The following is a 20,697-nucleotide window of genomic DNA, read 5'->3' on the forward strand; positions in this document are numbered from 1 at the left end:
CTGGGTGTGGTGGGATGGCGGGGTAATCAGACCAGCGCCGCCTCGGCGATCACCACGCGGTTGCGACCTTGATGCTTGCCCTGGTAGAGCGCTGCGTCGGCGCGCTGGATGGCCTGCTCGACGTCCTCTTCGGTACCGACTTCGGCCACCCCCAGTGTCGCACCGAGTTGCAATGGCAGTCGGCCGGGGTGCTCGATGGTGCGGATGGTTTCGCGCAGCCGCTCGGCCACCGGGTTGGCCTGTGTGCCGTCCGCAAACGGCAGCACGATCAGAAACTCTTCCCCACCCCAGCGGGCCACGAAGTCCATCTCGCGCACGCCTTTCTTGAGCACGCCGGCCACGGCCTGCAAGGCCCAGTCGCCTACGGCATGGCCGTAGGTGTCGTTGAGCTGCTTGAAGTGGTCAATGTCGACCAGAATCACTGTCATGGGGTGCGGCTTGCGCAGGCGGCGCGCCTGTTCGCGCTCCAGCGCGTCGACCAGGCTGCGGCGGTTCATCAGGCCGGTCAGGTGGTCGGTGGTGGCCATCCGGTGCAGGCGCTTCTCGGCATCGCGGATGAGCTGCACATACACCACCGTGAGACCGCCCAGCACGGTGATGGTCGAGACGAGGTTGAACTGGTGGAGGTGCCTCAGGGTGTCTGCATCCAGCGGGTGCAGCGGCATGGCGCGGCGCCAGTACCAGTCCATCGCGACGTAGATGCTGGCGATCAGCGTGGCCGAACCGATCTTGGCGGGCCAGCGCATGATGCCGCTGGCCAGCAGCACGGGGATGGTGATCAGCAGGTAGAAATGAAAGCCGCTGTCCCAGCCCACCATGCGCACGGCCAGCACGGCGTGAGCGACGATCTCGATGGCCATGGTGGCCAGCGCCCACCCCACATGACCCGCCGCGAGCATGCGGCCTGCAACCACGTAGACCAGCACGCTGCCCACGTTCACCCAGGCCATGGTGATGGCACCGCCTTGATAGAACAGCAACGCAAAGGCAATGTGAACCACGCCGCCCAGCAATGCCCCACTGAGCAACAAGCGCGCAAACGCACCAGATGCGACGGACTGCTCTGACATGCAACCTCCTTGTCTGCCGACGCCGTTGGTGTCGGTGTGTCGATGCGAGCATACCGCGCAGGTGACGTGGCGTTTGCGGTCAAAGACCCGGGTAATCCCTTGGCGTTGCCGTGAAGAACAGCACGGCCATTGCCTGCTGTTTCGGAGCGTCAAACGGCGCGCGTTTCCCTAGCATGAGAGCATGGTCAACCGATGACCGGCTGCGCCTTTGTCGGGCGAGGTCGATGCCGATCCATGCTCCAGCAAGAGGTTTCTCCATCCACGCTGCCGCCCGCCGAGGAGGCTGACTTGGCCCGCCTGTCCTGGCGGAGCCTGCAGGCCGTGCTGCGCGAGTCGGACACGCCAGCGGCGTTGGCTGCATTGGCCACCGAGGTCGCGCAGACGCTGGCTTGCCGTCGCGTGGCCGTTGGCTGGGGCCGCGGCGCGAGCCTGCGAGTGCAGGGCCTGTCGCACGGCGCCCAGTTGGGTCGCGGCGCCGTGCTGGGCGGCGTCGAGGAGGCGATGCAGGAGGCCGTGGTGCAGGCCCAGACAATCTGCGTGCCTCGGGTGGCTGACGGCGCCGTGAGGATCACGCTTGCCCATCGCGCGCTGATGCGCCGCGAGGGAGTGATCGGCGTCATCACCGTGCCCGTTGCGCGGCAGGGTGAGGTGTTGGGCGCCATCACCTGCGAGCGGGAGCTCGGTCGGTTCACCGCGGCCGAGATCATCGCTCTGGAGGCGATGGCCGAGGCGGTGGCGCCGGTGCTCAAGCTGCGGCATGAGGCCAGCCTGGGCGGTTGGGCGCGCGTGCGCCGTGATCTGCGCATGCGCTGGGTGCGCGAGGGCAGTGTCGGGCGCCGCATGTGGCAGTTTGGTGCGGCCGGGGCCGTGGTGGCGATTGCGCTGGCGGCGGTGGTGCCGCTGCCGCATCGGCTGGATGTGGCGGCTCGGGTAGAGGGCGCGCAGCAGCGCGCACTGACCGCACCGGTCGACGGCTTTTTGCAGCAGGTGATGGTTCGCCCAGGCGACAGCGTCCGTGGGGGACAGGTGCTCGCGCAACTGGCCGATGATGACCTGCGCCTGCAGGTGCGAGGGTATCAGGCGGAACTGACGCAGCATGAGAATGCGTTCATTGATGCCTTCACCCGCGGCGAACGGGCGCAAGCCGCCATGGCCCAGTCTCGGGCGGCCGAGGCGCGTGCGCAGCTGGAGCGCGCCCAGCAGCAGCTGGCGCGCACCAAAGTGATCGCCCCGTTCGATGGGGTGGTGATCGCAGGCGATCTGGCGCAGAAGGTGGGCTCGCCTGTGCAGCGCAGTGAGTTGTTGCTGACCGTGGCCCCGCTCAGCGGTTGGCGTCTGGTGCTGGATGTGGATGAGCGACGCATCGCCCTCGTGCAGCCAGGACAGCCTGCACGTGTGTTGCTGACAGCGTTGCCAACGGCACCGATCGATTTGCGTGTGATGCGGATCACGCCGCTGGCCAAATCGGTAGATGGACAGCAACGTTTCGAGGTGCTGGCCGAACCTGTTGGCGCGCCGCCCGCGGGTTGGCGCCCCGGCATGCAGGGCGTGGCTCAGATCGAGCTTGCGCAGCAGCCTTTGCTGGTGCGGTGGCTGAGCGAGGCGGGGCGTGGCTTGCGCTGGCTGACGTGGTCCTGGTGGTGAGCCGCAGGGACAAGCATGGAAGCCAGCCTCCTGTCTCCTCAGTGGTTTCGCGTGGCAGGCCTGCGGCCCCGGCTGCGGCCGCAGGTGACGGTGCATCGACAGCCTTCGCGCGGGCAGCAGTGGTACGTTCTGCACAACGTCGCGACCGGGCGCTTCCACCGCGTGCATGCGCGGGCGTTCGAGGTCGTGGGGCGACTCGATGGCGAACTGAGCGTGGATGCCATCTGGCGCAGCCTGCTGGATCAGCAAGGCGATGAAGCGCCGACGCAGGACGAGGTCCTCGGGATCCTCGGGCAGCTGGCCGACGGCGATCTGCTGCAGGCAGACCAGCAACCCGATCTCCATCGTTTGGCCGCGCGTGGCAGTCAACGTGAGCAGGCCGAGCAGCGTGCGCGGGTGCATCCCCTGGCTTTCCGTGTGAAGCTATTTGATCCCTCGGGCTGGCTGCCGCGGGGGGATCCGCTGGCGCGTGTGCTGTTTCACGCTGCCACGGGCGCGGTGTGGCTGATGCTGGTGGTGTCGGCCCTTGTGGCGGCGTGGTGGCATCTGCCGGATCTCCTGTCACATGCGCGTCAGACGCTTACCCAACCGCATGCCCTTCTGTGGATGTGGCTGATGTACCCCGTGCTCAAGGCCTTGCACGAGGCCGGCCACGCGCTGGCCCTGCGGCGGTACGGGTGCACCACCCGCGAAGTCGGCTTGAGTTTTCTGTTGCTGTTGCCGTTGCCCCATGTGGATGCCACCGATTCGTTGCGTCTGACGAATCGTTGGCAACGCGCGGTCATCGTCGCGGCGGGCATGGCCGTCGAACTTGCCTGTGCAGCCGCCGCGGTGTGGGTATGGGTGTGGGTTTCGCCGGGTCTCGCGCGCGATCTGGCGTTGGTGCTCATGGTGCTGGGCGGCGTTTCGACTGTGCTGTTCAACGGCAACCCGCTGATGCGGTATGACGGGTATCACTTGGTGTGCGACGTGCTCGATCTGCCCAACCTGGGCACGCGCAGCGCGCGTCACTGGCGGCTGCAGTTGCAGCACCTCGTGGCGCGTCTGCTGCGCCGCCCTGATCTGACCCGTCCCGACCTCGCTGGTGACCGGTTCGAGCAGCTCGCCTTGTGGCTGTATGCGCCCGCGTCTTGGTGGTGGCGCGTGCTGGTGGGATGGTTTGTGGTGCAGTGGGTAGGCAACTGGTCGCCATGGTTGGCCTGGGCGGCGGGGGTCTGGATGGTGTGGAGTCTGCTTCTGACGCCCGTGTGGCGCTGGGTGGCGGAGCTTGCCGAGGCGCCCGCGTTGGGCGAGGCGCGCGAGCAGGTGCGCTGGATGCTGGTGGGTACTGTCGCCGCGGCCATCGGCGCCGTGCTCCTGTGGCCCTGGACGCCGACGCTCAACACGCAAGGCGTGGCCTGGCTGCCGGATGCAGCCGTGCTGCGTGCCCCCCATGCCAGCCGGGTGGACAGGGTGTTGGCCAGCGATGGTGCACGAGTACAGGCTGGCACCCCGCTGCTTCAGCTGGTGTCGGAAGAGTTGCTGTCCGAGCGCGCCGTGGTGGCCGCGCGGATGAGCGCCACCGAGGCTGAGCGCAGCGCCATGTGGGGCACGGATCCTGTACGCGTGGAGCAGGCCGAGCAGGCGCTGCGTCGGGATCAGGCCACGCTGGACGACCTCGACAGGCGCTTGGCGGGGTTGACGGTGCGCGCGGCCACCGCCGGCGTCTTTGTGCTGCCGGCCGCGGAGGATGGACTGCACAGGGACGTACCGCAGGGGGAGGTGCTGGCCCATGTGTTGCCGGAGGGAGGCAGCCGGGTGCTTGCTGTGATTCCGGAAGACGATGCCGGTCTGTGGCGCGAGGCGCTGGCCGCCGGCTCGACCGTGTCCATGAGCGTGCTGTTCGCGGACGACGGACGGGTGCATCGCGCCGAGCTGGTCCGGCAGGTCCCTGCCGCGCTGGACCGTCTGCCCACCCGGTCGCTCGGGGCAAGCGCAGGCGGTCATGTGCCGACGGATCCGCAGGATGCGGATGGCTTGCGCCCGCTGCGCCCGGTTTTCGCTTTGGAGCTACAGGTACCCGACCGCGCCGCCACCCGGGTCGGGGGACGGGTGCAGGTGAGGCTCGACTTGCCGCCGCAGACACTGGTGTCGCAACTCACCTTCCGCCTGCGGCAGTTGCTGCTGCGGCAGTTCGTGCAGGCGGGCTGAGGAGAGCACATGCCGGCATCGCTGTTCGCATCCGCTTTTGATCAGGTGCCATCGGCCGGCCCAGATGCGGCGGGCCTGGTTTGGCGCAGGCCGGGATGGGCGCCGCGCCCCGGGCCGGTCTGGGGGGGCTATCCCATGCTGTCGCTGCCGGCCGAGCAGCCCAATCCGCTGCGCGCCTGGTGGCAGCAGTGCCGCCATCATGTCCGGCCGCCGGGACGGCAAGCTCGCGACGCCGTGGTGCAGCGCATCCGTGGGCTGCAAGCAGGCTGGGCGGATCTGAATGAAGAGGCCTTCGCGCTTCAGGTCCAGCGGGTCCGTGTGCAGCTTCTTGCACAGGGGCTGCAGGGGGGGGGCGTGGCCGCGGCCCTGGCAGCGACGAGCGAGGCAATCCGGCGGAGCGCTGGCCTGGCTGTGCGAGACACGCAGCTTCACGCCGCGCAGGCCATGCTGGCCAACGCCGTGATTGAGCTGGCCACGGGCGAGGGCAAGACGGTGGTGGCCGTGCTCACGGCAGCGGTGGCCGCGCTGGCGGGTGTACCCGTGCATGTGCTGTCATCGAATGACTACCTGGCCGCGCGCGATGCCGCAGCCTGGGCATCCGTGTACCGGATGCTGGGCCTGAGCGTGGCTGCCATTGAGCCGCAGGATGACGCGGCGCGGCGCCGACGGGTCTACCAATGTGATGTGGCGTACGCGAGTGCCCGCGAATTGGCTTTCGATCATCTGCGTGATCGCCTGGCCATGCAGAGCACGGCCCAGCGCAGCGGTTGCACGTCTGAGGTGACCGCGCCGGTGCTGCGGGGCTTGTGCATGGCGGTGCTGGACGAGGCCGACAGCGTGCTCGTCGATGAGGCCACGATGCCGATGATCTTGTCGGCTCCGGTGCTCGATGACCAGGTGCAGCGTCACCGCGTGGCCTTGTTTCTGGCGCGTCAGCTGATCCGCGGCGAGCAGGCGATCGAGCGGGCTCCCGGACAGTGGCACCTGAGCGATGCCGCGCGTGACTGGCTGGCAGCACGGGCCACCCATCTGGGGCCCGACTGGCGGCTTCGCCGCCTGCGCGAGGAGATGGTCACCACGGCGCTGGCCGCGTTGTACAGCTTCGAGCGCGATGTGCACTACGTCGTGCATGACGACGAGATCCAGATCGTCGACAGCCACACGGGTCGGCGTGCTCAGGGGCGGAGCTGGTCGCGGGGCATCCACCAACTGCTGGCGATCAAGGAAGGGCTCAAGCCGACGCCTCCTACTCAGACGCTGCAGCAGTTGAGTTACCAGCAGCTGTTTCCGCGCTACCTGCGGCTATGCGGCCAGAGCGGCACGGTCTGGGAGGCGCGGCGCGAGCTGATGGCCGTGTATGGCCTGCCGGTTGTGCGCGTGGCCTCACACCTGCCCAGCCAGCGTGTGGACCGCGGCACGCGTGTGTGCCGCTCGGATGCGGCGCTGATGGCCGCCGTGGCGGCGCGGGTGCGGGCGCTGCAGGCCAGCGGGCTGCCCGTACTGGTGGGGACGCGCTCGGTCGCCGAATCCCACACTGTGTCGCAGGCCTTGACGGCCTGCGGCGTACGCCACGTGGTGCTCAACGCGAGCCAGGATGCCGACGAGGCGGCCATCGTGTCGGCAGCGGGTGGGCCGGGTGTGGTCACGGTGGCCACGCAGATGGCCGGCCGTGGAACGGACATCCCTGTCGACGATGCACTGGCCCGCCAAGGCGGTCTGCAGGTCGTGTCCATCGGGCTGCATGCAGCGCGGCGAACCGAGCGGCAGCTCGCGGGCCGCGCAGGCCGCAAGGGCCAGCAAGGCGCCCATGAACGGTGGTTGTCGCTCGCCGATCCGGTGGTGGGTGTGGCGCCTGGCTGGCGCGGTCCGCTGCTCGGGCTGGCCCGTGTGATGCCCGCGCTGCTCAACGGGTGGCTAACCTGGCGTCAGCGTCGGGCGTCTCGCCGAGGCCAGGCGCTGCGCTGGCGCATGTTGTTGGCCGAGCGCCGCCAGGCCGCGCAGCTGGCGTGGGCCACTTATCACCCTTGGGACCGCTGAACCATGCGCCGTGTACCTCACCCCGCCGGGCCGCTGGTCGAAGAACTTGAGAGCCGGCTGCTGTTCTCGGCCGATCTGGACGGGCTGGTTCCATTGGCCACGGCAGGCCAGCACGCTGTGCCCGGCCTGCCGCCCGTTGCGGCGGCCAGCGGCTGGGAGCAATCCGCGCAGACCAGCCAGCAGCAAGGGATGGTCAGCCAGCAGACCACGACGCGGGAACTGGTTATCCTGGATTGGCGGGTGGACAACGCCGACCAGTGGCGCACGGCCATTGAGGCCGAAGCCGCGCGCAGCGGGCGGGCCATCGAGGTGGTGGTGCTCACAGCCGATCGCAGTGGTCTGGCACAGATCACCGACCTGCTCGCCAGCCGTGAAGGGCTGACCGCGGTGCACATCATCAGCCATGGCGATGCGCAGGGCCTGGCGCTGGGCTCGGACCGGCTGGACAGCACCACCTTGCTGGCCCACGCGGGCGATGTGGCGGGCTGGGCAAGGGCCCTGCATGCAGAGGCCGATCTGCTGCTTTATGGCTGTGATCTGGCCGCTGACGCCACGGGCCGCGCGCTGCTGGGTGACCTGGCCATGCTGACGGGCGCAGACGTGGCCGCATCGGTGGACCGTACGGGTGCAGCCTCGCTGGGAGGGGACTGGGATCTGGAACACCGCATCGGCAACGTGGACACGGCACTGGCGGTGGGGCTGGACTTCCAGGTCAGTTGGCAGCAGGTGCTGCCGACGGTGACGTTTCGAGACGGCGAGAACGGCTACACCGGAACAGAGGATACCGGCCTTGAGCAATTGGGCCCGAACAACAACAACAGCGCGGACACCGTCATCTATGCCGGACGATCGGGCACCTACGACGCCTTTCAGATCCTGTTCAAGTTCAACGACATCGTCGGTGGAAGCGCGTCACAGATTCCGCTCGGGGCCACTATCACGGACGTCAAGCTGGTGCTGACGATCACCAACCAATCGACGTTTACCAACCCCACTTTCAGCATCTACCGCATGTTGACCAGTTGGTCGGACACTTCCACCTGGAACTCCATGGGCAGCGGTGTGGACGGCATCGAGGCCAGGCTGATCGCAGACGTGACGCTGGCGGAAAGCGGAAACAAGACCTATACGGTGGGCAGCACCGCCGCGCTGGTCGCCACCGTACAAGGTTGGGTGAACGACCCATCCACCAACCACGGCTGGTACATCTTCAACGATGATTACTCGTCGCGTGTCGGCTTTGCCTCGTCAGAGGCGGCTACCATCGCGCAACGCCCCCGTCTCGAAGTCACTTTCACAGCACCTGCCCCGCCATCGCTCGATCTGGACGCCAACAACAGCTCGGGGGCAGTTGGCTCCAACTACAACGGCGCCTACGTCGAGGGATTTCCAGAGCCCATTGCGGATGTCAACGATGCCACCATCTCCGCGGGCTCAGGCACCTTGACAGGCATGACGGTGGCACTGACCAACCGACCAGACGGCGTGTTGGAATCCCTGAGTTTTGAGGCCGGCACCACTCCCATCACGGGCGCTTACAACAGCGCAACCGGCGTGCTGAGTCTCTCGGGGAGCGCGACCGCTGCGCAGTACCAGGAAGTGCTTCGCTCGATTCGGTATGACAACGCCTCTGACAACCCTGCGACCACCACCCGTTCCATCAGCGTGACGGTCACTGACGCATACGGCCAGACCGCGTCTGCGACATCCAGCCTCACCGTCACACGGGTCAACGATGCGCCCGTCATCACCAGCAATGGTGGCGGGGCTACTGCGGCCGTGTCGGTTCAGGAGACCCGCACGCTGGTCACAACGGTCACCGCGAGCGACCCTGAGGGCACCGCGATCACCTACAGCATCAGCGGGGGCGCCGATGCGGCACGCTTCTCCATCACCGCAGGTGGCGTACTCAATTTCACCACGGCCCCGGATTTCGAGAACCCGACCGACAGCAATGCGGACAACGTGTATGAAGTGACGGTGCGTGCCAGCGATGGCAGCCTGTTTGCCTTCCAGACCCTCTACGTGACCGTCACCGATGTCTCCAACGTGCTGGTCGTGGACACCACGGCCGACACCAACGACAGTGGGCTGGGCAGCAGCTTCACCATCGAGCAGCTGAATGCGAGCAAGGGAACAGATGGCAAAGTGTCGCTGCGGGAGGCCATCATCGCGGCCAACAACACGCCTGGCCTGGACGTGATCACGTTCAACCTCACCGGCGCAACCGGCGTGTATGGCGAGTACACGATTCTGCCAACCAGCACGCTGCCCAGCATCACCGATGCGGTCTATATCAATGCCGCCTCTCAGCCGGGCTACACGGGCCAGCCGCGCATCGTGCTGGACGGCGAGGGCGGGGCGGGCAATGGCTTCACGCTGACCGGCACCGCAGATGGCAGCACCATCCGGGGCTTCGTGATCCGCGACTTCGGTGGCGATGGCATCCACATCCAGTCCGGATCAGACAACCACACCATTGTGGGCAACTACATCGGCAGCTTTCACGCCGATGGCAGCAATGCCGGTCTGGGCGAGCGCAACATCGGGTCGGGCATCCAGTCCTACGGCGCCAATGTGACGATCGGCGGCACTGCGGCAGACGACCGCAACGTGATCTCGGGCAACGTCTCGGCCTACAACATCTACTTGCTGAGCGGCGCCAACGGCACCACCATCCTGGGCAACTACATCGGCACCGATGCGGCCGGCTCGACGGCGTTCACCAGCACGAACGGCAGCTACGGCATCATGATCGAAACCTCGTCGAGCCAGATCACGATCGGTGGCACGGCGGCCGGGGCTGGCAATGTGATATCCGGCTTTTCCAGCCATGGTGTGTGGGCCACCACGACTGGCAATGTGACCATCCAGGGTAACCGCGTCGGCACTGATGCGACCGGCTCGCTCGATCTGGGCAACGCCGGCTACGGTATCTATGTCGATGATGGCGGTACGGTGCTGATTGGCGGCACAGTAGCCGGCGCCGGCAACTTGGTGTCGGGCAACAATGGTGGCGGCATCTACGTGGGCGGCTCGGCCGCTGTCACGCTGCAGGGCAACATCGTCGGCCTCAACGCAGCGGGTACCTCGGCGCTGGGCAACACAGGCGTGGGCATCTACCTCACCAGCAGCGTGGTAACGACAGTCGGGGGCAGCACAGCGGGCGCGCGCAACCTCATCTCGGGCAACAGCTCGCACGGCGTGGCCATCCACAGCAGCCCGGCCGCCGGGCATGTGGTGCGTGGCAACTACATCGGTGTCGCGGCAGACGGCACCACACCGGCTGGTAATGGTGGCGCCGGTGTCTACATCGCGGCCAGCAACAGCGTGATCGGTGGCAAGAGCGATGGCGAAGGCAACGTGATCGCCAACAACGGGGGCGCAGGCATCGTCGTCAACTCAGGCCACAGCAACCTGTTCTACCGCAACAGCATCCACAGCAACGCGGGACTGGGCATCGACCTGGACAACAACGGCGTCACGTTCAACGACTTCGGGGATGGCGATGGCGGGGCCAACTACCGAAACAACTTCCCGGTGATCACCTCGGTGGTGACCAGCGGTGGCGTGACCCGCATCCTCGGCTCTGTCGAGTATTACCACGGCGCGACGCTGTACCTCGAGTTCTTTGCCAGCCCCACACCGGATGGTTCTGGCCATGGTGAAGGCCGGACTTATCTGGGCGCGGTGCAACTCACCACCGATGCCAGCACCGGCGACGCCAGCTTTTCGATCGACGTGGCCGGCGTCAACGTGGGCGACTGGATCACGGCGGTCAGCAACGTCGAGACGGGCTTCGTGGGCGCCTCGGAGTTTGCGCTGGCCGTTCAGGCGGTGGCACCGGCGCAGGCGCCGCGTGGCAAGCTCATCTGGAACAACAACGACCAGTTCTTCCAGTTTTATGCCGACTGGATGGGCAGCGCCTTTGGCGGCACCGGGGTCAACGGGCTCAGTTTTGGCGACGACATCTCCATGATTGTGGCCGCTGAGGCGCCTACGCGACGCGAGATCCTGTTCATTGGTGCGGCCGACGTGTCGGGCAAGATCTTGGCGGGCATCTGGAACGGCAGCAGCTGGTCTTCGGTGCTGACCATCCCGCTGGCCGACCCCAGCGATGTGGCCTCGCAGTATGAGAGCTTTGCAGTGGCGTATGACAACGCCACGGGCAACGCGGTGCTGGTCTGGAGCAACGGCACCAGCGGAACGGCGGGTCTGTCGTATGCCGTCTGGAATGGCAGCACCTGGTCAGCCATTCAGACCATCACGGCGCCCGTGAGTGGCGAGCCGGTCCACATGAAGCTGGCGGCCCATCCCACTCGCTCGGAGATGGTGCTGGCGGTGGAGACTTCGGCTGCATCGAACAACCAGTACGCGCTGGTGTGGAACGGCAGCAGTTGGGGACAGGCCCAGACGCTGGGAACCAACAGCAGCAAGCAGTACTTCGAGCTCGGCGTGGTGTACGAGCAGCGCAGTGGTCATGCCATGGTGGTGTATGACGCTTCGGCCGCGAACGCGTCGGAGTTTCAGTACAGGCTGTGGGACGGCAGCAGCTGGAGCGCTCAGGCCACGGTGGCAGCGCCAGCCGGAATCACAGCCACATCTGAGTTGCACACGGTGGTGCTGGTCTGCGATCCGGGCAGTGACCGGCTGGCACTGGCGGCCAAGAACGCCGCCAACCAGCTCTGGCTGCATGTGTGGGACGGCAGCGTGTGGGACGCGGGGCTGGTGGCGACCACATCGGGCGTCACGCTGACAGACCACCACCCCACCATGGCGCTGGCTTTCGAGAGCCAGTCAGGCGAGTTGCTGGCGGCCTATGGCAAGTCCGCAGGCCCGAATGTCTTCTTCCGCACCTGGTCTGCGGCAACAGGCTGGTCGGCCGAGCAGACCGGGCCCAGCATGGGCGGCACCGACATCCCGTACGTGGTCAAGCTGTACGCCGACCCCTACTCGAACGAGATCATGCTCGTCGTGCAGGACAACGGTGCTGATCTGCACACGTCGTTATGGGGAGGAGGCAGTTGGGGTGCCGTGAGCACCATGGATTCGTCCACCGGGTTCACGTACCGCGAGAACTTCACCTTTGTCTGGTACCGACAGGCGGCCGTGATCGCCAACCTGGACGGCGATGCCCGTGCCTTTGTCGAGGGTAGCGCGCCGATCAAGCTGGATGCAGGCGGCAATGCCACTGTTGCCACTGAATCGGCCGACTGGTATGACGGGGCCGCGCTCACGGTCGAGATCATCGCGGGGGGGCAGGCGGCAGAGGATGTGCTGGGCATCGAGAGCGTCGGCCAGGCTGCAGGCCAGATTGCTGTGGTCGGTAGCGAGGTGCGGTATGGCGGGGTGGCGATTGGTACGGTCTCGGGCGGTAGCGCCGGTGTGCCGCTGGTGGTGTTACTCAATGGTTCAGCCACCGACCTGGCTGTGACTGCGCTGGTGCGCAGCCTGACCTATGCCAACAGCAACCAGGCAGCCCCATCTACACAGGACCGGCAGGTGCGTGTGGGCCTGACCTCTGAGCAAGGGCAGGCAAGCGCGCCACAGACCGTCACCGTGGCGGTACAGGCCGTCAACGATCCTCCCGTCATCACCAGCAACGGTGGTGGGGCTGCGGCCGCCATCAGCATCAATGAGAACACCACTGCAGTGACCATGGTGACAGCCACTGACGTGGACACGGCTGCCCCCCTGGTCTATGCCATCGCCGGTGGCGCCGATGCGGCGCGCTTCACCATCGATGCGGTCACCGGTTCGCTGCACTTTGCCGTTGCGCCGGATTTCGAGACGCCAACTGATGCCAACGGTGACAACGTCTATGAAGTGATCGTCTCGGTCGGCGACGGTCAGGACACCGATACGCAGGCCGTGTCAGTGACGGTGCTCAATGTCAACGACAACGCACCGGTGATCACGAGCAACGGCGGTGGCACCAATGCGGCTGTGGCGATCAATGAGAACACCACGGCGGTGACCACGGTGACGGCCACGGATGCAGATGGACTGGGCGCACTGAGCTACAGCATCACGGGTGGCGCCGATGCGGCACGCTTCAGCATCGATGCGGCGACTGGCGTGCTGCGCTTCATCGTGGCGCCGGATCGCGAGGCGCCTACCGATGCGGGCAGCAACAACGTCTATGACGTCGAGGTGACGGTCAGCGATGGCAGCCTCACCGATGTGCAGGCCATTGCGGTGACGGTCAACAACGTCAACGACAACGCGCCGGTGATCACCAGCAACGGCGGCGGCGCAATCGGAGCCGTGTCGGTCAATGAAGGTGAGGTGGATGTCACGACTGTCATGGCAACCGATGCGGATGCGGGCAGCGTGCTGAGTTACAGCATCGCGGGCGGGGCAGATGCCGCGCTGTTCACGATCGACGCGGTGACGGGCCAGTTGAGATTTGCCGTGCCGCCTGACTTCGCTGTGCCGCTTGATGATGACTTGGACAACGTTTACCTGGTGACCGTCTCTGCCAGCGACGGGCTCTTGAGCGTGCAGCAGACGCTGGCGATCACGGTGCTGGATGTCAACGGCGACGCGCCAGTGATCACCAGCAATGGGGGTGGTGGCGCCGCCCAGGTCGATGTGGCCGAACACACGACGTATGTCACAACAGTGACGGCGGTGGATGTCGATCCGGCAGATACTTTGACCTACAGCATTGCAGGTGGTGTAGACGCGGCCCGTTTCACCATCGATGCGAATACCGGCGTCCTGAGTTTTGTGGTGGCGCCGGATCATGAAGCGCCCACAGATATCGGTGGCGACAATCTGTACGATGTCATCGTGCGCGTCAGCGATGGGCTCAACACCGACAGCCAGGCCATCACGGTACGCGTGCTCAACCTCAACGACAACGCGCCCGTGATCACGAGTAATGGCGGTGGCGCCAATGCGGCTGTGGCGATCAATGAGAACACCACGGCGGTGACCACGGTGACGGCCACGGATGCGGATGGCCTGGGCGCACTGAACTACAGCATCAGCGGCGGCGCGGACGCGGCGCTGTTCAGCATCCATGCGACGACAGGCGTGCTGCGCTTCATTGCTGCGCCTGACTTTGAGGTGCCGCAGGACGCGGGCGGCAACAATGTCTACGACGTCGAGGTGACGGTCAGCGATGGCAGCTTCACCGATGTGCAGGCCATTGCAGTGACGGTCAACAACGTCAACGACAACGCACCGGTGATCACGAGCAATGGCGGTGGTACCAATGCGGCCGTGGCGATCAATGAGAACACCACGGCGGTGACCACGGTGACGGCCACGGATCCAGATGGACTGGGCGCACTGAGCTACAGCGTCACGGGTGGCGCCGATGCGGCACGCTTCAGCATCAACGCCAGCACGGGCGCGCTTCGGTTCAACGCCGCGCCCGATCATGAGAGCCCGCAGGACGCCGGCGCAGACAATGTTTATGACGTGGTGGTGACAGTCAGCGATGGCGTGCTCAGCGCCAGCCAGGTCATTGCCGTCACAGTGGCCAACGTCAATGACAACACACCCGTCATCACCAGTCACGGCGGTGCGCTCGCCGTATCGATCGAGGTGGCAGAAGGCATGACAGACGTGACGGTGGTCACCGCCAGCGATGCCGACATCGGTGCCGTGCTGACGTACAGCATCATCGGTGGAGCTGATCAGGCGCGTTTCGTCGTGGATGCCGGCACCGGGGTGCTGCGCTTCGTGCTGGCGCCAGACCGGGAGCAGCCCACCGACGCGGATGGCGACAACGTCTATGAAGTTGAGGTTAGCGCCAGCGACGGCAGCTTCAGCGTGGTCCAGGCCTTTGCGGTCACCGTGACCGACATCAACGATACCGCGCCGGTGATCACCAGCAACGGCGGTGGGGCGAATGCGGCGGTGGCCATCAACGAGAACACGACGGCTGTGACCATCGTGACCGCAACCGACGCCGACGCCAGCGGCGGCCTGACCTACAGCATCACGGGCGGGGCCGATGCTGGCCGGTTCGCGATCGACGCCGCCACGGGTGAGCTGCGTTTTGTCGTGGCGCCGGATTACGAGGCGCCACTGGATGCTGGTGCCAACAACGTCTATGACGTCGAGGTGACGGTCAGTGACGGCATATTGTCCAGCACGCAGCGCATCGCGGTCACTGTGCTCAATGAGGATGAGCAGCCTGTCTGGACGGGGACGATCCCGACGCTCACCACCCGTGCCGGGCAGCCAGTGACGCTCCCGGCCAGCAGCGGGCCCTTGGCCCTGGTGCGCGACCCGGAGGGCGCGCCGCTGCAGGTTGAAATGGTCAACGGGCCGAGTCATGGCGCGGTGCTGCTGACGCCGGAGGGTACGGTCACGTACACGCCGGGTGCCGGTTTCGTGGGGATGGATCAGTTTGCCGTTCGGGTGTCCGATGGTGCGCTGGCCTCCGAGGTGCAATGGGTGTCCGTGCGGGTCGAGGCCGCAGCGGTGGCACCTGTGGTGTCGACACCTTCGCCCGAGCCGTTACCCGAGCGGCCAACGCTGGGCCCCGTGCAGGCGGTAGAGCCGGCTGCGATGCCTCCGACGGTGGGCAGTGCGGATGGCAATGACGAGGCGCCTTCTGCCGCGGCCGAGCGCCCGACAGGCGGCGGTGTACCGGGCTTGCTGAATGTCAGCCCCCCTCTGGAAGGGGACGTGGGGGGTGACGCGCGTGGTCTCACTCAGGCGCCGCCCTTGAGCGGCGTGACGGTGGGGGCGGTACGCTACAGCACCCAGATGTGGTCGTGGTTCACCCAGAGTCCCACGGTGGCAGCGGGTGCAGCATTGTCGCCGGTTGAGGTGCTGGTTCAGGTCATGGCGCAAGCGGCACAGGGCGTCGCATCGACTGCCGCGACCGACGCGGTGCCCGCGGCATTCGACCTTGGCGATCTCGGCCGTTGGCCACCCGAGTCGGGTGACGTCGATGTCGCGGTCGATGTGCAGGCCATGCGGGTGGGGGGCGTGGTTTTGTCGGCTGGTGCAGTCTGGTGGGCTGCGCGCACCAGCGGTCTGCTGGCCAGCATGGCAGTTTCGGCGCCAGCCTGGCGCGGCATCGACCCCTTGCCGGTGCTCGGCCGGAGCCGGCAGGCCGACGACATGCGCGTACCCGAGGCGGATGACGCGCTCGCGCAACGCGCGGAGGCGTTGTTCGACATTGCGCCCGTCGGCGACAGCGCGTTCGCCGACATCGATGGCCGGCGTTGAGCGTGGACAGCCGTGAACTTCTGACGAATGGTGCCGCTTATTCACCGATTGCGCGTTGTCAGAACGTTAGAACATGCAGGCAAGCTGGGCGCATGGTCGGTGCGCCGGGGGTGTTGCGCATGTTGAAATCTTGTTGGATGGTCTGGGGGGCGTTGTTGGCCAGTGTGCCGGCGCTGACGCAGGCAGCCGAACCGTTGAATTGCCTGATTGAGCCGGATCGCGTGGCCGATGTGGGCAGTGCGTCTGTGGGCGTCATCGAAGAGATGCGCGTGGAGCGCGGCGATTTTGTCAAGGCGGGCCAGGTGCTGGCCCGACTCAGCTCGGGTGTCGAGCGCGCCTCGGTGGCCGTGGCAGAGTCCAGAGCCCGCGCGGACGCCGAGGTCAAGGCAGCGGAGGCCGCGGCCTCGTTGGCCCGCAGCAAGCTGGACCGCGCCAAGGACTTGGTCAAGGCCAATTTCATCTCGCCGCAGGCCCTGGAGCAGGCTGAAGCTGAAGCGCGGGTAGCCGACCAGCGCGCCCAACAGGCGCGTGATGCCCGAGATGTCGCGCAGCGTGAGTTTGAGCTGTCGGCAGCTCAGCTGGGCCAGCGCCTCATCCGCGCGCCCTTTGAAGGCATCGTCGTCGAGCGCTACCGCACCCAGGGCGAGCGCATCGAGCGCGAACCCGTCGTCAAGATTGCCCGCATCCATCCGTTGCGCGTCGAGGCCATCGCGCCGGCCGCCATGTTTGGCACCATCCAGCCGGGACAGACCGGGCGCGTCACACCGCAGCTCAAGCAGTTCGGCACGCTGTCCGCCACGGTCACCCTGGTGGACCGCGTGGTGGATGCCGCATCCAACAGCTTTCGCGTGCGCCTGACACTACCGAACCCGCAACTGAGCATCCCGTCCGGGCTGCGTTGCAGCGTCGAGTTGACCGCCAGCGTGACCGATCGTCCCGCCTCCATCCGCTGAGCACCCCATGACAGATACCGGCTGGCAAGCACGATGGCGTCGATGGCGACGCCATCTGCCGCAGCCATCTGCCACCGTGCGGCTGGCCTGGGGCATGCTGTCGCTCACGCTCAGCCTCATCCTGTTGCTGGACTTGATGCTGGGCATCTTCCCCAGCGAGCAGCAGCGCCTGCGTGCCGTGCGTGAGCGCGAGGCCCTGTCTCTTGCGCTACAGGTACGCGTACTGCTGACCCAGCCTCAGGGTGAGCAACTGCTGGTGCGCCTGCTCGAGGATCTTGCACGCACCTCGGACGACATCGAATCGGTGGGTGTGCGGCGGACGGATGGCGAGCTGGTCGCCGCCTCGCAAGCCCATGCTGCGCTCTGGCATCGGCGGGGTGACTTGCGGTCAACGCTGGACGCGGTCAACGTGCCGCTGCGCTCGCCGGCCGGGCTGTGGGGCACTCTGGAGATCCGCTATCGCGAAGATGCTGTCACGGGCTGGCGTGGCTGGCTCGGGGGCCCGCTGATGTCCTTGCTGCTGGGCGTGGCGGGGCTGGGCGCTGTGGTGTACTACTTCTACTTGCGCCGCATGTTGCAGCACCTGGATCCGTCGCAAGCGATCCCCGATCGCGTGCGCGCGGCCTTTGATGCACTGACCGAAGGCCTCTTGGTGCTCGATGACCGGCACCGCATCATGCTGGTCAACGCGGCGTTCCAGCAGCTCTACCCCGCTTCTGACAGTTGGATGGGGCGGCCGATCGCGGAGCTTGGCTGGCTCCGTGATGCGCTGGCGGCCTCGGCCCGCCCCGCGCCCTGGTTAGAGGCCATGCGCACCGGCCAGCCCGTGCTAGGCGTGCGTCTGGACCTGCCCGCCGAGGGCGGTGCCCGCCATGTGTTGATGAACTGCGCCGCGATCACCGATGGCCACGGGACCGCCCGCGGCTGCCTCGTCACGCTCGATGACGTGACCGACCTGGATCGCGCCAACACGCGCCTGCGTCAGGCGCTGAGCGAACTCGAAACTTCCCACGTCCAGATCCAGCGCCAGAACGTGGAGCTGGAACAGCTCGCCAACCATGATCCGATGACAGGTTGTCTCAACCGCCGGGCCTTCTACGCGAGGGCGGAACGGCATTTCGGGCAGGCTCGGCGCTTCGCGACGCCGCTGGCCTGCATCATGACCGACATCGACAAGTTCAAGAGTTTCAACGACACCTACGGCCATGCCGTGGGCGACCAGGTTATCCAGCAGGTGGCGCGCGTGCTCAAGAGCGCGCTGCGCGCCGATGACCTGCTGTGCCGCTATGGCGGTGAAGAGTTCTGCATCTTGCTGCCGGCCACGACCCTGGAAGACGCCATGCTGGTGGCCCAGCGCATGCGCGCCCGCATCGAAGCAGAGGCGGGCACGGCGATCGAGAACATTCCCGGGCTGCGCATCACCTCCAGCTTCGGGGTGTGCACGCTCCCCGAGCGGCCGGTCGAGTCGCTCGACAAGCTCATCGAGCAGGCCGATGCCGGGCTGTATGCCGCCAAGGAGTCGGGGCGCAACCGGGTGTGTTACGCACCCCAGGCCGAACCCGAAGCCACCGCAGTGGGCTGAGAGCATGCCGGCATGATCCGCACAGCGGATGCCTTCAGATGCGCGGCATCTGGCGCCTGAAGCACGCTCTTGTCTGCCCAGGTCATGGCAAGGCGGTGTGCAATGAGCCTCCTGATTCGACTGGAGCCCGTTGCCATGAGCCACAGCACACGCCCCATGCAAGCGCGCGAGCAGCTGGATTTCCAGCTGGATGAGCGCATTCCCCGTTTCTGGAACGGCGGGGATCCTTACAAGACGCGCTTCTTTGACGCCATGTCGCTGACCTTCCCGATTGGTGAGCGCTATTTCATCAGCACCGTGCGCGCCTACCGGGACCAGATCACCGACCCCAAGCTGCGACAGGAGGTGAAGGAATTCACCCGGCAGGAGGCCCAGCACGGCATCGTGCACGCCCGCTTCAACGAGATGCTCGAAAAGCAGGGGCTGAACGTGGCGTGGACGCAGCGCTTCCTCGACCGCAAGTTCAAGTGGCAGCTGTCCAGCTGGTCGCGGGCTTTCAACCTGTCATACACGGCGGCGGCTGAACACCTGACGGCGATGATGTGCACCACCTTGATGGAGCGCCCCGACATCATCGCCGGCTTCGATCATCGCATTCGGGCCATGTACACCTGGCATTCGATCGAAGAGGTCGAGCACAAGGCCGTGTGCTTTGACGTGCTCACCAAAGTGGCCAAGGCGGGCTACCTCACCCGCATTGCAGGGCTGATCTACTTCAGCATCGAGTACCCCATCGGCAACTGGTACATGGTCAACCACATGCTGAAGGACGACGGCTTTGGCTTCTGGCAGCGCATGAAGATGCTGGCCAAGGGCGCCTGGTGGCTGTACAAGCCGGGTGGCGTTTTCCTGCCTGCGTTGGGTTACTACCTGAGTTACTTCAAGCCTGGGTTCCACCCCTGGCAGCATCAGGAGATGGGCCACTACCAGACCTGGCTGGATGCGTTCAATCGCACGGGCGATGCGGTGGCGGCCGGCGATGTGTATGCGCGTGAGGTGATGGGGGCGCGCTGAAGGCGCATGAAAGGCGGCGCTGAAGGGCGCTGAGGGGGCGCTGAGGGCACCGCGGGTCTGCGATCGGAGCCGGTCTGGCACCCCCGGTGCCACGTGCGAGGACAATGGCGAACCTCAGGCCGCCACAGCCTGCACCCCATGCGCCGATGCCGGCTTCAGGCCCAGCATCTCGCGGGCCTCTGCGGGCGAGGCCACCTCGCGACCCGCACGGCGCGCACACGCCGCCAGGGCCTCGATGAGCTGCCCGTTGCCCGTGGTCTTCTCGCCGCCGGGCAGGTAGAAGGTGTCTTCCACGCCGGTGCGCAGCATGCCGCCGAGCTCGGCCGTGGCCTGGTGTACGGCCCAGATCTCTTCGCGGCCGATCAGCGTGGTCTGCCAGATGGTGCCGGGTTCGCGGTACTTCACCAGCAGCTTGAGCAGATCCGCATCAGCGGGCATGCCCGAGGCCACGCCCATCACGAAGTTGTACTCCAGCACGTCGGCCATGCCCGCCTTGCGGTACATGCCCACCGAGCGCACGATGCCCACGTCGAAGCATTCGAACTCTGGGCGCGTGCCGGTTTCGTTCATCACGTCGATCATGGCCTTGACCTTGTCGACGGTGTTGTCGAAGAGCATGGGCGGCCAGGCCCACTGGCCGTTGTCCTTGATCTTCAGGTAGTTGAGGCTGCCGGCGTTGCAGGCCGCGATCTCGGGGCGCACCGCGCGAATGCAGGCCGAAGGGCCGCTGATGTCGGGGCCGACCACGCCGGTGGTCAGGTTGATGATGACACCCGGGCAGGCCTCGCGGATGGCGGTGTCGATCTCGCCGGCCACAGCGGGGTCCCAGCTCGGAAAGCGCCCCATGCCGGGCTCCTGGCGGCGCAGGTGCACGTGCATGATCGAGGCGCCGGCGTCGTAGGCCTCGCGCGCGGCGGCGGCCATTTCCTTGGCGGTGACGGGCACCGGGTGTTGCGCCGGGTCGGTGAGCACGCCGGTGAGCGCGCAGGTGAGGATGGCCTTGTCCATG

Annotated in this window: 9 protein-coding genes; 7 read left to right on the forward strand and 2 right to left on the reverse strand. The window is 66.4% G+C overall.

Features of this window, described 5'->3' with window-relative positions:
• Positions 1-26: 26 nt before the first annotated feature.
• Positions 27-1,070, reverse strand: coding sequence for a GGDEF domain-containing protein (locus GTZ97_RS01040; RefSeq protein WP_161648639.1), 1,044 nt, complete (start codon positions 1,068-1,070; stop codon positions 27-29).
• A 234-nt stretch (positions 1,071-1,304) separates the two neighbouring features.
• Between GTZ97_RS01040 and GTZ97_RS01045 the strand changes: the two genes are divergently transcribed.
• From GTZ97_RS01045 to GTZ97_RS01075, 7 genes are all read left to right on the forward strand, one after another.
• The gene (locus GTZ97_RS01045; RefSeq protein WP_161648640.1) at positions 1,305-2,714 is read left to right on the forward strand and encodes an efflux RND transporter periplasmic adaptor subunit; all 1,410 of its coding nucleotides are present in this window, start codon (positions 1,305-1,307) and stop codon (positions 2,712-2,714) included.
• A 15-nt stretch (positions 2,715-2,729) separates the two neighbouring features.
• Positions 2,730-4,904: an efflux RND transporter periplasmic adaptor subunit gene (locus GTZ97_RS01050; protein ID WP_161648641.1), complete on the forward strand. Its 2,175-nt coding sequence runs from the start codon at positions 2,730-2,732 to the stop codon at positions 4,902-4,904.
• Positions 4,905-5,039: 135 nt separating this feature from the next.
• Entirely contained in the window at positions 5,040-6,941 is a 1,902-nt protein-coding gene (locus GTZ97_RS01055) for a preprotein translocase subunit SecA (RefSeq protein ID WP_161648642.1), read from the forward strand.
• Between the two features lie 3 nt (positions 6,942-6,944).
• Entirely contained in the window at positions 6,945-16,139 is a 9,195-nt protein-coding gene (locus tag GTZ97_RS01060) for a cadherin domain-containing protein (RefSeq protein ID WP_161648643.1), read from the forward strand.
• A gap of 119 nt (positions 16,140-16,258) precedes the next feature.
• On the forward strand, positions 16,259-17,092 hold the full coding sequence (locus tag GTZ97_RS01065; RefSeq protein ID WP_161648644.1) for an efflux RND transporter periplasmic adaptor subunit: 834 nt from the start codon (positions 16,259-16,261) through the stop codon (positions 17,090-17,092).
• Positions 17,093-17,099: 7 nt separating this feature from the next.
• On the forward strand, positions 17,100-18,674 hold the full coding sequence (locus GTZ97_RS01070; RefSeq protein ID WP_161648645.1) for a GGDEF domain-containing protein: 1,575 nt from the start codon (positions 17,100-17,102) through the stop codon (positions 18,672-18,674).
• Between the two features lie 102 nt (positions 18,675-18,776).
• Positions 18,777-19,688, forward strand: coding sequence for a metal-dependent hydrolase (locus GTZ97_RS01075; RefSeq protein ID WP_161648646.1), 912 nt, complete (start codon positions 18,777-18,779; stop codon positions 19,686-19,688).
• A gap of 114 nt (positions 19,689-19,802) precedes the next feature.
• Here GTZ97_RS01075 and GTZ97_RS01080 read toward each other — a convergent pair whose 3' ends face one another.
• The gene (locus GTZ97_RS01080; protein WP_161648647.1) at positions 19,803-20,696 is read right to left on the reverse strand and encodes a beta-keto acid cleavage family enzyme; all 894 of its coding nucleotides are present in this window, start codon (positions 20,694-20,696) and stop codon (positions 19,803-19,805) included.
• Position 20,697 lies beyond the last annotated feature (1 nt).

This window comes from Aquabacterium fontiphilum (genome assembly GCF_009909205.1).
In the GTDB taxonomy this organism is placed as follows: Bacteria; Pseudomonadota; Gammaproteobacteria; order Burkholderiales; family Burkholderiaceae_C; genus Aquabacterium; species Aquabacterium fontiphilum.

Excerpts from the sequence above, each read along its gene's own strand:
- GTZ97_RS01040 (WP_161648639.1), bottom strand. The coding sequence starts at position 1,070 with ATGTCAGAGCAGTCCGTCGCATCTGGTGCGTTTGCGCGCTTGTTGCTC.
- GTZ97_RS01045 (WP_161648640.1), top strand. The coding sequence starts at position 1,305 with ATGCTCCAGCAAGAGGTTTCTCCATCCACGCTGCCGCCCGCCGAGGAG.
- GTZ97_RS01050 (WP_161648641.1), top strand. The coding sequence starts at position 2,730 with ATGGAAGCCAGCCTCCTGTCTCCTCAGTGGTTTCGCGTGGCAGGCCTG.
- GTZ97_RS01055 (WP_161648642.1), top strand. The coding sequence starts at position 5,040 with ATGCTGTCGCTGCCGGCCGAGCAGCCCAATCCGCTGCGCGCCTGGTGG.
- GTZ97_RS01060 (WP_161648643.1), top strand. The coding sequence starts at position 6,945 with ATGCGCCGTGTACCTCACCCCGCCGGGCCGCTGGTCGAAGAACTTGAG.
- GTZ97_RS01065 (WP_161648644.1), top strand. The coding sequence starts at position 16,259 with ATGTTGAAATCTTGTTGGATGGTCTGGGGGGCGTTGTTGGCCAGTGTG.
- GTZ97_RS01070 (WP_161648645.1), top strand. The coding sequence starts at position 17,100 with ATGACAGATACCGGCTGGCAAGCACGATGGCGTCGATGGCGACGCCAT.
- GTZ97_RS01075 (WP_161648646.1), top strand. The coding sequence starts at position 18,777 with ATGAGCCTCCTGATTCGACTGGAGCCCGTTGCCATGAGCCACAGCACA.
- GTZ97_RS01080 (WP_161648647.1), bottom strand. The coding sequence starts at position 20,696 with ATGGACAAGGCCATCCTCACCTGCGCGCTCACCGGCGTGCTCACCGAC.